This window comes from Yersinia ruckeri ATCC 29473 (assembly GCF_000754815.1).
Taxonomy (GTDB): Bacteria; Pseudomonadota; Gammaproteobacteria; order Enterobacterales; family Enterobacteriaceae; genus Yersinia; species Yersinia ruckeri.
Genome location: NZ_KN150747.1, coordinates 1,029,554 through 1,043,812 on the forward strand (window position 1 = coordinate 1,029,554; position 14,259 = coordinate 1,043,812).

Below are 14,259 nucleotides of genomic sequence, written 5' to 3' on the forward strand. Positions count from 1 at the left end.
ACGACAGCAATGAATATTGAACAGATTTTCGAAAAACCGCTAAAACGTAATATTAACGGCGTGGTTAAAGCCGAGCAGACCGATGACGAAAGTGCCTGGGTTGAACTGGATGAGTATGTCATTACCCGAGAGCTGGATGGTCACCTGCGCCAGTTTTTCGAGGTGTATGCCCCCGCCACAGGCCCCGGTCGGTTGCAACTTGCCGATAAGATGGGGGTTTGGGTTTCCGGCTTCTTTGGGTCCGGTAAATCACACTTCATTAAGATCCTTTCCTATCTGCTGGCGAACCGCGAAGTTAGCCACAATGGCGTCACGCGTAATGCGCTCTCCTTCTTTGAAGAGAAAATTGATGATGCACTGCTATTGGCCGATATTCGCAAAGCGGTTCAACATCCGACCGATGTGGTGCTGTTCAATATTGATTCTCGCGCAAACGTTGAAGACGGCGTTGATGCGATCCTCAAAGTTTTCCTGAAAGTGTTTAACGAGCTTGCTGGTTATTGCGGGGACTTCCCACACATTGCACACCTGGAGCGCGAGCTCGATAAACGCGGTCAGTTTGATACGTTTAAAGCCGCCTTTGCCGACATTACAGGCTCTCACTGGGAAGATGAACGTGATGTCTATCTGATGATCAACGATCAGATGGCGAAGGCATTAAGCATCGCTACCAAGCAGAGTGAGGAGTCCTCTCGCCAGTGGATCGAACAACTGGATAAGAACTTCCCGCTGGATATTAAGAACTTCTGTACGTGGGTCAAAGAGTGGCTCGACATCCAGGGCAACCGTAACATTCTGTTTATGGTCGATGAGGTTGGTCAGTTCATTGGCAAAGATGCCCAGATGATGCTGAAACTGCAAACTATCACTGAAAACCTGGGCGTTATCTGCGGTGGTCGCGCATGGGTGATTGTGACGTCTCAGGCTGACATCAATGCCGCGATTGGCGGTATGAGTAGCCGCGATGGTCAGGACTTCTCCAAAATTCAGGGACGCTTCTCCACTCGCTTGCAGCTCTCCAGCTCCAATACTTCAGAAGTTATCCAGAAACGACTGTTGGTGAAAACCGATACGGCAAAACCGGCGCTGGAAGCCGTCTGGCAGGAAAAAGGCGACATTCTACGTAACCAGTTGGCGTTCGACACAACAACCACAGCCACTCTGCGCGCCTACTCAAACAGCAAAGAATTCGTTGATAACTATCCGTTTGTGCCATGGCACTACCAGATCCTACAAAAGGTCTTTGAATCGATCCGTACCAAAGGGGCTGCGGGTAAGCAGCTGGCAATGGGGGAGCGCTCTCTGCTAGATGCCTTCCAGTCAGCCGCTGTGCAAATCTCTGCCGATGGCCTGGACAGCCTGGTCCCGTTCTGGCGTTTCTATTCCGCGATTGAAAGTTTCCTGGAACCTGCAGTTAGCCGCACCATTATTCAGGCCTGCCAGTCTTCATCGCTGACGGAATTTGACGGCAAGCTGTTAAAGACACTGTTCCTTATCCGTTATGTCGATGTGTTGAAAAGTACCCTGGATAATCTGGTCACGCTTTCCATTGATCGTATTGATACCGATAAAGTGGAACTGCGTCGACAGATTGAAGCCAGCCTTAATCGTCTGCAGGCTGAGATGCTGATCTCGCGTATTGATGACAAATTCGTTTTCCTCACCAATGAAGAAAAAGAGATCGAAAACGAAATCCGCAATATCGACATTGAGTTCACCACCATCAATAAACAGCTCTCGACTATCATTTTTGACGAGATCCTGAAGAACAAAAAGTACCGTTATCCGGCGAACAAGCAGGATTTTGATATCAGTCGTTTCTGTAACGGACACCCGCTGGATGGTGCGAATCTCAACGATCTGGTGGTTAAAATCCTTACGCCGCTGGATTCGAACTACGAAAGCTATAGAAGTGCACATTCCAACAGTCTGCTGATGACGGACAGTAAAGACTGCATTCTGATTTATCTGCCTGATGAAGCTCGTACCTGGCAAGACCTGACCATGTATGCACAGACTAAATCTTTCCTCAGTAAGCAAAGTGGGCAACGCCCAGAGCAAGCAACGCTGTTGGCCGAAAAAGGCCGTGAAAATGGCATGCGCGAAAAAACACTCAAAACGCAGATTGAAGCCCTTTTGGCGCAGTCTGATGTCTGGGCCTTGGGCGAACGGCTGGATAAAAAATCCTCCTCGCCGGTGGCGATTGTGGATGCTGCTTGCGGCTACGTGATCGAAAACAGTTTCTCCAAATTGAAAATGTTGCGTCTCAGTACCGGGGATGTGAACCGTGAAACCCATGCGCTGCTAACGGTAGAAAACGATACGCAGCTTGATTTAGGAGAAATGGAAGAGTCTAACCCGGAGGCGATGCGTGAAGTGGATAACTGGATAAGCATGAGTATTGATACTCATAAGCCAGTTTACCTGCGGGATATCCTCACCACGTTTGGCCGCCGTCCGTTTGGCTGGCCGGAAGATGAAGTCAAACTGCTGGTGGCTCGCCTGGCGCGGAGCGGCAAATACAGTTTCAACTTACAGGGTAGCGAAATCGCGCTGAAACAAGCGTGGGATGCGTTTAATAATTCACGTCGCTACAGCGATTTACGGCTGCTTAAAATTCGTCGCCATGACGAAGCACAGTTAACCAAAGCCGCGCAGCTGATGGCAGACATTGCCGGGGAACCGTTCAACGAGCGTGAAGAGCAGTCGCTAGTGTCCCACATTCGCGAACTGTTTGGCCGTTGGAAGAGTGAACTGACTGTCTTTAAAACCAGATCCGAGAGCGGGCAAAATCCCGGTCGTAAAGAGATTGAAGAAGGTCTGGTGCTGCTGAACGGGATTCTCAGTGAGAAAGAAGAGTATGCGGTTATTGAAAAAGTTACCGCAGCGGCTGACGACCTCAAAGATTTTGCAGAAGACTGGGACGATCTGGTCAGCTTCTACAAGAACCAGTATGCCACCTGGCAACGTCTGAGTGCCGCGTTGAACGGCAGTTTTAAAGCTAACCGTAATGCGCTGGAAAAAGACGATACCGCCCAAAATACACTTCGGGAACTGGAGGCTATCTACGGAAAGCCGCGACCTTACGGTGAACTGCATCGTATTATCCCGCTGATTGAAACCGTTGAGGCTGTTAACCAGCGTCTGGTGGAGGAATATCGCAACCATGCGCTTATGCAGATTATCAACCACATTGAAGATCTGAAGCAGAGCATGCAGGAGATGCATGTTCCGCCTGATTTGCAGCATACGCTCTTGCATCCAATGCAACAGTCGCGCAAAAAAGTGGAGCAAAATGGTCTAATCCCTCAAATCATGGACGAACAGTCTGAGGTACGCGCGCTGTTACTTAAAGCGAACGAGCGCCTGAACGCCTGGGTTGAAGAGCTGCGTAAAAAAGAGATCAAACCAGAGCCTGAATCAGGAGGCGTAGTGCCGCCTACTGAACCCAAACCGAAGCTTAAAAAAACCATTTACGTCAATACACGTAAAACGATGGAACGAGCAGCGGGTGTGACAACGCTGGATAACGCCGAACAGGTCGACAAAGCGCTGGAACAGCTGCGTAAAACGCTAATGGATGCCATTAACGCAGGCGAACGCGTACAGCTTCAGTAATCCCCTCATTTTCAGGGCAGATGCTGTCTGCCCTATTCAGGACTTCACATGAATACGTCAAACATCAAAAAATACGCCCCAGTGGCACGTAAACAATTCCGCGATGCGGTTATGCAAAAATTGACTACTCTGGGCATTGAAGCAGATAAAAAAGGCAATCTGCAAATTTCGCAGGCGACAGATCTTGGCGACAGCGTGCGATACGGTCAGTTCACGCTGGAAAAATCACTAACTGCGCGTCGTGAACGTCTGGTTAAACGTGCAGAAAATCAGGGCTACGAAGTTCTGGTAGAGCACATCGCTTACACCTGGTTTAACCGCTTCTGCGCCATCCGTTATATGGAGTTGCATGGTTATTTGGATCACGGCTTCCGTATGCTGTCTCATAAAAATCCGACACTGGAAGGCGGTTTTGAGGTGCTGGATCATGTGCCGGAAGTGGCGGATGCTCTGGGGCTGGACAAATCGCGCCTGGTGGAAATGAAGCTTGCTGGCGATCGTGACGAAGAGCTGTATCGTGAATTGCTGCTTGCGCAATGCCATACCCTTCAGGGCGCTATGCCTTTCCTGTTCGAAGCCGTCAACGATGATATCGAACTAGTGCTGCCGGATAACCTGACCCGAACCGACTCCATTTTGCGTGGGCTTGTAGACACCATTCCTGAAGAAGACTGGGCTCAAGTCGAAGTGATCGGCTGGCTGTATCAGTTCTACATCTCAGAGAAGAAAGACGACGTGATCGGCAAGGTAGTGAAGAGCGAAGATATTCCCGCCGCCACCCAGCTGTTTACCCCGAACTGGATTGTGCAGTATCTGGTGCAGAACTCGGTGGGCCGCCAGTGGCTGCAAACCTATCCGGACTCCAGCCTGAAAGGCAAAATGCCGTACTACATTGAGCCAGCAGAACAGGCACCAGAAGTTCAGGCACAGTTGGCGGCAATCACTCCATCCAGCATTGAACCAGAAAGCATCAAGGTGCTGGACCCAGCCTGTGGCTCCGGGCATATCCTGACCGAAGCCTATAACGTGCTAAAAGCTATTTACGAAGAGCGCGGTTACCGTACCCGCGATATTCCGCAGCTAATTCTTAAAAACAATATCTTTGGCTTAGATATCGATGACCGCGCCGCACAACTCTCCGGCTTTGCGATGCTGATGCTGGCGCGTCAGGATGACCGCCGTATTCTGAGCCCAAACCGTGGCGTTCGCCTGAATATTGTTTCCCTGCAGGAAAGTAAGCTGGATATCGTTGAACTGTGGGCCAAGCTGAATTTCCATCAGCAAGTACAGCGCGGCACCACGGGCCAGATGTTCCCTGAAGGGCCAGCACTGGCCAATACCGACAGCGCGGAATATAAGCTGCTGATGCGTACGTTGGCGTTGTTTACCAGTGCAAAAACGCTGGGGTCGTTGATTCAGGTGCCGCAGGAAGATGAAGCTGCGTTAAAAGCGTTCCTGGACGGGTTGTATCGTCTGGCTGTTGAGGGGGATATTCAGCAAAAAGAGGCTGCGATGGAGCTAATCCCCTATATCCAGCAGGCGTGGATTCTGGCGCAGAAATATGATGCAGTTGTTGCGAACCCGCCGTATATGGGTGGAAAAGGAATGAATGGTGAATTGAAAGAGTTCGCTAAAAAACAATTCCCCGACAGTAAGTCGGATTTGTTTGCGATGTTTATGCAACATGCGTTTTCTCTGCTTAAGGAGAATGGTTTCAATGCGCAGGTGAATATGCAATCGTGGATGTTCCTGTCTAGCTATGAAGCACTACGCAGCTGGTTACTGGATAATAAAACGTTTGTCACCATGGCACATCTTGGTCCGCGTGCATTTGGGCAGATCTCGGGAGAGGTAGTTCAGACTACTGCATGGGTGATTAATAACAACCATGTAGCATATTATCAGCCTGTATTTTTCCGCTTGATAGATGGTAATGAAGAGAATAAGCAAGCTATGTTACTTGAGCGTAAACATCGCTTTGATAGCATCGTTCAAAACAATTTCAAAAAAATCCCAGGAGCATCGATTGCTTATTGGATAAAAGAAAACTTATTGCATGCATTTGAGAACTCACCAAAGCTAAATTCGATTGCAGAACCTCGTAAAGGAATGGTAACAGCTGATAATCCGCGATTTATTCGCTCTTGGGTTGAAGTATGTTTTGGGAAATTGGGTATTAATATTAAAAACCGAGAAGAGGCTATTCATTCAGAAAAAAAATGGTTTCCTTATCAAAAAGGAGGTGAGTATCGGTTATGGTTCGGAAACCATGAATGGGTTGTGAATTGGGAAAATGATGGCCGTGAACTTTTCAATATGCAAGGAAATGGATATAAAGTTGGTTCAACAAATCACAATCTTGAATATATTTTCAAGCCGGCAATTGTTTTTTCAAAGATAACATCTAGCACACCTCACTTTCGGTATGCCCCTCAAGGCTTTTTGTTTGATGATGCCTCAGGTCTGTGTGCGATAAAAGATGAAAAGCAAACCTTTAAGTTGTTGGCATTTCTTTGTTCAGGAGTGTGTTCTGTTTTCAACAACATAATCAATCCGACATTAAATTTACAGCCTGGGAATGTAGCCAACTTACCAGCCCCGCTCATTAATGAGTCTGAATACATTGCACTAAAATTAGTATCTGCATTTAAGGAGGACTGGGACTCATATGAGATGTCTTGGGATTTTAAAGAAGATAAATTGCTTAAATTCAAATGCAATTCACTAAGTGAGGCATATGATAAATATTTATCATATGTAGATTTAACTGTTGATAACATCTTAGAACTTCATCAGCAGAATGATGAGCTTTTCATCAAGCATCTTGACTTAGAAAATATTATATATCATAAAAAAACAAAATCCGATATATCGTTGACTTGTAACCCATTTTACTCATATTCAAATGATAGTGAATTGGACAGAATCAATAAAAATAAAACAACAATTATATTTGAATTACTGAATTATATTTTGGGCTGCATGATGGGCCGCTACTCCCTCGATCGTGAAGGTCTGATCTACGCCCACGAAGGCAACAAAGGTTTTGCTGAGCTAGTCGCCGAAGGCGCATACAAAACCTTCCCTGCCGACCAGGATGGCATTTTGCCGCTAATGGATTCCGACTGGTTCGACGACGATGTCACCGCTCGCGTTAAAGAATTTGTCCGCACAGTCTGGGGTGAAGAACATCTGCAGGAAAACCTCGACTTTATCGCCGACAGCCTCTGTTTGTACGCTATTAAGCCGAAAAAAGGCGAATCTTCAATCGATACCATTCGCCGCTATCTTTCCACGCAGTTCTGGAAAGATCATAAGAAAATGTACAAAAATCGCCCAATCTACTGGTTATTCAGCTCCGGTAAAGAGAAAGCCTTCGAATGTCTGGTCTATCTGCACCGTTATAATGATGCCACGCTGTCACGTATGCGTACTGAATACGTGGTTCCGCTACTGGCGCGTTATCAGGGCAATATCGATCTGGTTAACGATCAGCTTAAAAGCGCCGAATCGGGAGCCATCACTACGCGTCTGAAAAAAGAACTTGATGGTCTAAGCAAAAAATTCAACGAGCTGCGTAACTTCGACGACCGCTTGCGCCACTATGCTGATATGCGTATCACTATTGATCTGGATGACGGCGTTAAGGTTAACTACGGCAAATTTGGCGATCTGCTGGCAGATGTCAAAGCGATCACTGGCTGCGCTCCACAGGAGGCATAATGGATCAACATCCCCTGATTATTAAAGGTTACAAGAGCATTGCGGAGCTTTCCCTTGCGGAAAGCCCACCTTTCATTACTTTTGCCGGGGCCAACGGCGCGGGAAAAAGTAACATTACCGATGCATTAGCTTTTTTTGGTGCAGTAGTGAAAACGGGTGCCACTCAGGCAATCCGCGATTTTGGTGGTTTTCAGCAGATTCATTGCTACAAACTACGTAAGGAAAACCGGACTACCGCTTCGCTGCACCTTGAGATTGAGCTGGAGGGAAAGCAATTTACCTATGACTTGACGATCAAAAGCATGGATAAAAAACCATCAATCACTGAAAAGTTGGTCATTGATGGAGATATTCATATTGATCGTAAGCACCCAGATACTCTTATGATTCGCCTAAGCGATGATGAGGAAACACCAGCTACTTATATCCCTAATTATTCGTCGGATATGACAGCGCTAATGTTGCTGGGCAAAAGTGAATTGTATGCTTTTTTAACCAATATTGTTGTTTTTCGCATCGATCCGCTACGAGCTAAAGAGCCCGATAGCGCCAAAACCGACGCGACATTTCTGGACAGTCATGGCCGTAACATTGCCTCTGTGCTCTCTGCTCTCGAATCGAATAGCGACTTTAAAGAGCAAATACTGGAGTGGATGGAACTCATTGTTCCAGGTATGGAAAATGTATCGACCGAAAAACAAAAATTGGATGGTTCAACAGTACTGACTTTCAAAGAACACGGAACTAAAGCGCGTTTTCCAGCACATTTGATCTCCGATGGCACTATTTATACCTTGTGCATCATGACGGCCATACTGAGTCGAGCTCAGCACACGGGGATGACCATCATCGAAGAACCCGAACGAGGCATTCACCCAAAAGCCATCGGGGAACTTGTGCAATTGATGCGTGATAACGCCACTATGGATCATCCGATTATTATTACCACCCATAGTGAATCTGTTGTTCGCAACCTGGAACCGGATGAATTGTGGTTTGTGAGTAAGCAAGAAGGGAAAACCAAACTGAAACATGCTTTGGAAGCTGGCATTGATAAGAAGAAAATCCCATTGGATACCGCGTGGCTGATGAACATGTTCGATGGTGGTCTGCCATGGTAAAAATAGGATTCATTGTAGAAGGCGATACCGAGTCAATTATCGTCAATTCGCCAGCATTCATTTCATTTTTACGTGCTAATAATTTTGAACTGGTGACCCCCGTCATTGATGCCAAAGGCGGTGGTAACCTGTTGCCGAAGTATGTTGAGAACTTCGTTGAAAGGCTCAGAAATATCGGCGCAGAACGGTTCTGTATTCTCACCGATCTGGAAGATGCCGCTTCGATTGCTGATGTGCAGGCACGAATTGCTCATCAAGATGTTGATGTCTCGTTTATCGCAGTCAAAGCGGTTGAGGCCTGGTTTCTTGCCGATTCAGAGGCAATGAAAAAATGGCTTAAGGTAGACGAATTTAATGAAGAGCAGCCTGAAGCTACAGCCGAAATGCCATGGGATCGCTTAAAAGAAGTCTCACGGCAACTAAGAAAACGAGGGCCAGGAAGTTCTAAAGCCGCATTTGCTAAAAGGATGGTTACACATCACGGTTTTGATATTCAGAGTTCGGCTCGCCACCCTTCTTGCCCTAGCGCCCGTGAACTGGTCGAATGGTTTGAGAATCAATAATGCAATTTAAAGAACTGGAATCCGGGCTTCGTCAGAAGTTTACCGACAATCGCATCGTCTTCTGGCACGACCCGGAACTACGCTTCATCGATTCGCTCATTGAGCTGGATCTCGACAATGTCACGCTGCTGGATATGCGCGGCGTTTCTGTGCTCGCCACAAAAAAAAGAATCGAAATCGACGAGCCAGCACAGAAATTTCTACTTTATTTCACCAGCGAAGTCCCCGCCCGCGAACAGGACTGGCTACTGGATATCCGCCTCTATAGCACAGAATTCCATGCTGACTATGCCGCGATCACACTGAACTCACTGGGCATCCCACAGCTAGGGTTGCGTGAACATATTCAGCTTCGCAAAGCCTTCTTTACCGTCAAACGCACCCAGTTACTTAAAGGCTGGGTCACCGAACGCGAAACAGAAAAATCCCTCGATAAGAAGATGCTGGCAGTAGTTGCCGGAGCCAGCACCTTTGAAACCAAAGAGATCCTGTTTGCTCTGATCCAACAGTTCGTTGCCACAAGCCAGCAGGACGATAGTGCTCTGGAAAATACTTTTGCCGTGCTGAAAAAGCTGGGGCTGGATAAGTTCCTCTGGGAAGTCCTTAGTCTTGAACTGGGCTACCAGGCAGAAGCACCAACGCTTGAAAACCTACTGCTGAAACTGTTCTGTACCGATCTTTGGGCACAAGGTGATGATGCTCATCGTGAGTGGTTAAGTAAAAATGTGCTGACTACTGCCGCAGGTCGTGCTTCTGCCCTGGCCTTTATGGGGGCGTGGCGAAACGATCGTCGCTATAAAGCGGAATATGATTATTGTGCAGCCGATCTCCAGCAGACACTGCAGCCGAAAGAGCATTACAACTACAGCTCGCCGTATGCGCTGGCAAAATGTGACACTTTCGAAGCTATCGAGCAATTGATTATCCGTGGCCTGGTAACTCAACTACAGGAAGAAAGCACGACCCTGGACAGGGACGCGTTTAAAGCACTGGTATCAGAGCGCAGCGCGAAATACTGGAGCCAGACACAGCCAGTGTATCTATCAATCTGGAATGCTATCCGCCAGGCCGAGCGTTTGCTGAATTTGCGTAACCGTTACACCGACGGGTTTAATTTCCCCGATACGGGTGCGTTCTGGAAAGCCTACTGCGACGAAATTTATCGCTTCGATCAGACCTACCGCCTGTTCAATGAATATGCTGCACCGGTGCATAGCAAAGGAGCGATGATCCTCCATGAGCTTGATAAATTCATTGAAGAGCTGTACAGCAACTGGTACCTGGCAGAGCTGAGCCGTGGCTGGAACAAACTGCTGGAAGCAGAAAATTGCATGCAGACCTGGCAAATTAGCGGCGTGCCATTGCAGCGTAATTTCTATAAAGAGAATGTGAAACGGCAATTTGACACTTCGCAGGTGAAACGTGTTTTTGTCGTGATTTCAGATGCGTTGCGCTACGAGGTAGCAGAAGAACTGGGTCGACACATCAATCATGAGAAGCACTTCAGTGCCGAACTGCGCTCTCAGACGGGAGTGTTGCCAAGCTACACACAGCTAGGTATGGCGGCATTGTTACCTCATGAGTCGTTGAGTTATCAGCCTGACAATTCCGGCGTAGTGTATGCCGATGGGATGTCTACCTCGGGGTTTGAAAAACGCGCCGCTATCCTGACAAAGGTAAATGGTGTTGCACTTAAAGCGAAGGACTTGCAGAACGCCAACAACCAGGAAGTGAACGATCAAATCCGCAACGCCTCCGTGGTGTACATCTGGCACGACACTATTGATGCCATTGGTGATAAGGCTGCAACAGAAGATAAAACATTTGAGGCCTGCCGAAGTGCCATCACTGAGCTAAAAGATCTGGTCTCACGTTTACGTAACCGATTTAATGCCAGCCGAATTTTTGTCACTGCCGATCATGGGTTCCTGTTCCAACAACAGGCGCTGGTGGAGCAAGATAAAACGAAGCTGGAGAGTAAAGCAGTAAATACGATTGAAGCGAATAAGCGATTCATTATTGGGCATCAGCTGCCTGAAAGTGAATTTTGCTGGCACGGCAAACTGGCAGATACCGCAGGCGCAAGCGATGAAAGTGAATTCCTGTTGCCAAAAGGCGTACAGCGTTTCCACTTTGTAGGTGGAGCGCGTTTCGTTCATGGCGGTGCCATGTTGCAGGAAGTGTGTGTTCCCGTCTTGAAGATTCGCGCGCTTGAGAAAAAAGCAGCAGAGAAACAGCCACAGCGCCAACCAGTGTCAGTTGTTGCACGGGACCACGTAATAAAACTGGTTAACAGTATTGATAAAATCGGCTTCATCCAGACTACGGCGGTGGATGAGTACAACGAACCGCGTAACTTGAATATCTATATTATTGATGAAAATAATCAGGTTGTATCAGGCACCGAAACGGTCTGCTTCGACAGCGACAATGACGATATGGGTAAACGCACCCGCGATGTGACCATGAAACTCATGGGTACGGCATTCAATCGTAAAAACAAGTATGTTCTCATTCTGGAGAATGCGGACAGCGCAACCGAGTATGGCCGCTACCCGATTACGATCGATCTGGCCTTCCAGGATGACTTCTTTTAAGTGAGGCGTTATGCAACAGCAGGATAACTCGGCTAACAACATGGAAATGGCCTCTGCATTGGCTCAGGACCTGGATTCATTATTGAATCAGCACTTTCGTGGTCGCGTGGTGCGTAAAGACCTGACTAAACAACTTAAAGAAGGGGCGAATGTTCCGGTCTATGTGCTGGAGTATTTGCTCGGGATGTATTGTGCGTCGGATGATGATGAAGTAATTGAGCAGGGCTTACAGTCCGTTAAACGCATTCTATCTGATAACTACGTTCGTCCCGATGAAGCGGAAAAAATAAAATCTCTGATCCGTGAACGTGGTTCGTACAAAATCATCGACAAAGTCACCGTAAAGCTAAATCAAAAGAAAGACGTTTACGAAGCTCAGCTATCTAACTTGGGCATTAAGGATGCCTTGGTGCCATCTCAGATGGTTAAAGATAACGAGAAGCTACTGATGGGCGGTATCTGGTGCATGATCACCGTGAACTATTTCTATGAGGAAGGACAGAGAACGTCTCCTTTCTCGTTGATGACGCTGAAACCTATCCAGATGCCGAATATGGATATGGACGAGGTGTTTGAGGCTCGTAAACAGTTTAGCCGTGACCAGTGGATTGATTTGCTACTGCGTTCTGTGGGAATGGAGCCAGCCAATATTGAGCAACGTACCAAATGGCACTTAATTGCTCGCATGATCCCATTCGTGGAAAACAATTATAACGTCTGTGAGCTGGGGCCACGAGGTACCGGTAAAAGTCATGTTTATAAAGAGTGTTCACCTAATTCGCTGTTGGTATCCGGTGGGCAAACCACCGTGGCTAACCTGTTCTACAACATGGCCAGCCGCCAGATTGGTTTAGTCGGCATGTGGGACGTGGTGGCATTTGATGAAGTGGCGGGAATTACTTTCAAAGACAAAGACGGCGTGCAAATCATGAAGGATTACATGGCGTCAGGCTCATTCTCTCGCGGACGTGACTCCATTGAAGGAAAAGCCTCCATGGTATTTGTCGGCAACATCAATCAGAGCGTGGATACGCTTGTGAAAACTAGCCATTTGCTCGCGCCGTTCCCGGATGCGATGATCGATACTGCATTTTTTGATCGCTTCCACGCCTATATTCCCGGCTGGGAAATTCCCAAAATGCGCCCGGAATTTTTCACCAACCGCTACGGTTTGATCACTGATTATCTTGCCGAGTACATGCGTGAAATGCGTAAGCGTAGCTTCTCAGACGCGATTGATAAATTCTTCAAGCTGGGAGACAACCTCAACCAGCGTGATGTGATTGCTGTACGCCGCACTGTATCTGGCCTGTTAAAGCTAATGCATCCCGATGGGGCCTACGATAAAGAAGATGTACGTGCTTGCCTGAGCTATGCGATGGAAGTACGTCGCCGCGTGAAAGAACAACTGAAAAAACTCGGTGGTCTTGAGTTCTTTGATGTGAACTTTAGTTATATCGATAACGAAAGCCTGGAAGAGTTTTTCGTCAGTGTGCTAGAACAAGGTGGAAGTGAACTGATACCTGTGGGGACGCCCAAACCTGGAGTAGTGCATTTGGTAACCCAAGCAGATTCAGGAATGACTGGCCTCTACCGGTTTGAAACCCAGATGATGGCCGGTAATGGCAAACATGCTGTTTCAGGTTTGGGATCAAATACTGCGGCGAAGGAAGCTGTTCGTGTTGGTTTCGACTATTTTAAAGGAAACTTGAGCCGAATTAGCGCTGCAGCGAAATTCTCTGAACATGAATATCATCTTCATGTGGTAGAACTACACAATACAGGCCCAAGTACAACAACCAGTCTTGCATCGTTGATTGCCTTCTGCTCTATGTTGCTGGCAAAGCCCGTACAGGAACAGATGGTTGTCCTGGGTAGTATGACTCTGGGTGGGGTGATTAAGCCAGTACAAGATCTAGCTGCATGTCTGCAGGTGGCATTCGACAGCGGAGCCAAACGAGTGTTGCTACCAATGGCATCAGCTATGGATATTCCAACAGTACCAACCGAGCTATTTACCAAGTTTCAAGTAAGTTTTTACTCTGATCCTGTTGATGCAGTCTATAAAGCGCTTGGTGTAAATTGATCTGACGGAAACTAAGCATCCAGGAATAAATGGTTTGTCACGCTACTACACCTTTACCTACTTGTGCTTCCTTCCTGGAGATGAATTGGCAGTTAACTGTATTACGAGGAATAGCCCGCGTTGAAAAAACAAGGCATAAGAGGTAAATGCCTTGTTTTTACTATTGCGTCATACCGCTTTCAATTTACCAAAATCAAACGGACTAACCCCCTTCTCCCGATTCGCATCCAGAAAATCCGCCCACCATTGCAGCATTAGCCTGCGCTCATCCAAATGTTCTGCCTTATGGATGTATGCCGCACGGACACCATTACGTTCCTGATGGCTCATTTGGCGCTCCACTGCATCCCTAGACCACAATCCCGACTCAATCAACGCGCTGTGTGCCATGGTTCTGAAACCGTACCTGTACACATCCTTGTTGATCTCATAGTCCATCAAACGTAACGCTTGGTTGATGGAGTTTTACTCACTGAGCGACGTTTATGGTAAAAAATAAGCAGCAGAAACCAACAACACCAGTATCATTACTGACGTTGTTGGATTTGTGA

General features: G+C 47.3%; 6 protein-coding genes and 1 pseudogene. 6 read left to right on the top strand and 1 reads right to left on the bottom strand.

Annotated features, from left to right (window positions below; all coding sequences use genetic code 11):
- The first annotated feature begins 9 nt into the window (after positions 1-9).
- The 6 genes from brxC to brxL are packed head-to-tail and all read left to right on the top strand — an operon-like array spanning position 10 to position 13,708.
- Positions 10-3,618: a BREX system P-loop protein BrxC gene (gene brxC / locus DJ39_RS04565; RefSeq protein ID WP_004722527.1), complete on the top strand. Its 3,609-nt coding sequence runs from the start codon at positions 10-12 to the stop codon at positions 3,616-3,618.
- Between the two features lie 48 nt (positions 3,619-3,666).
- Positions 3,667-7,341, top strand: a complete 3,675-nt coding sequence (gene pglX / locus DJ39_RS04570; RefSeq protein WP_004722528.1) for a BREX-1 system adenine-specific DNA-methyltransferase PglX — start codon at positions 3,667-3,669, stop codon at positions 7,339-7,341.
- Complete coding sequence (locus DJ39_RS04575) at positions 7,341-8,462, top strand: AAA family ATPase (RefSeq protein ID WP_038251185.1); 1,122 nt, start codon at positions 7,341-7,343, stop codon at positions 8,460-8,462. Before pglX ends, DJ39_RS04575 begins: the two co-directional genes overlap by 1 nt.
- Complete coding sequence (locus DJ39_RS04580; RefSeq protein WP_038251186.1) at positions 8,456-9,025, top strand: hypothetical protein; 570 nt, start codon at positions 8,456-8,458, stop codon at positions 9,023-9,025. Before DJ39_RS04575 ends, DJ39_RS04580 begins: the two co-directional genes overlap by 7 nt.
- A complete protein-coding gene (gene pglZ / locus DJ39_RS04585) occupies positions 9,025-11,622 on the top strand; it encodes a BREX-1 system phosphatase PglZ type A (RefSeq protein WP_004722530.1) in 2,598 nt (865 codons plus the stop codon). Before DJ39_RS04580 ends, pglZ begins: the two co-directional genes overlap by 1 nt.
- A 10-nt stretch (positions 11,623-11,632) precedes the next feature.
- Positions 11,633-13,708: a protease Lon-related BREX system protein BrxL gene (brxL, locus tag DJ39_RS04590; protein ID WP_004722531.1), complete on the top strand. Its 2,076-nt coding sequence runs from the start codon at positions 11,633-11,635 to the stop codon at positions 13,706-13,708.
- A 168-nt stretch (positions 13,709-13,876) separates the two neighbouring features.
- Here the strand turns inward: brxL and DJ39_RS04595 are convergent.
- Positions 13,877-14,173 (bottom strand): annotated as a pseudogene (locus DJ39_RS04595) (tyrosine-type recombinase/integrase); the annotation flags it as partial.
- Between the last annotated feature and the right edge of the window lie 86 nt (positions 14,174-14,259).

What these genes read in the sequence shown, in the direction of transcription:
- DJ39_RS04575 (WP_038251185.1), top strand. Translation starts at nt 7,341, where the DNA reads ATGGATCAACATCCCCTGATTATTAAAGGTTACAAGAGCATTGCGGAG.
- brxL (WP_004722531.1), top strand. Translation starts at nt 11,633, where the DNA reads ATGCAACAGCAGGATAACTCGGCTAACAACATGGAAATGGCCTCTGCA.
- brxC (WP_004722527.1), top strand. Translation starts at nt 10, where the DNA reads ATGAATATTGAACAGATTTTCGAAAAACCGCTAAAACGTAATATTAAC.
- pglX (WP_004722528.1), top strand. Translation starts at nt 3,667, where the DNA reads ATGAATACGTCAAACATCAAAAAATACGCCCCAGTGGCACGTAAACAA.
- DJ39_RS04580 (WP_038251186.1), top strand. Translation starts at nt 8,456, where the DNA reads ATGGTAAAAATAGGATTCATTGTAGAAGGCGATACCGAGTCAATTATC.
- pglZ (WP_004722530.1), top strand. Translation starts at nt 9,025, where the DNA reads ATGCAATTTAAAGAACTGGAATCCGGGCTTCGTCAGAAGTTTACCGAC.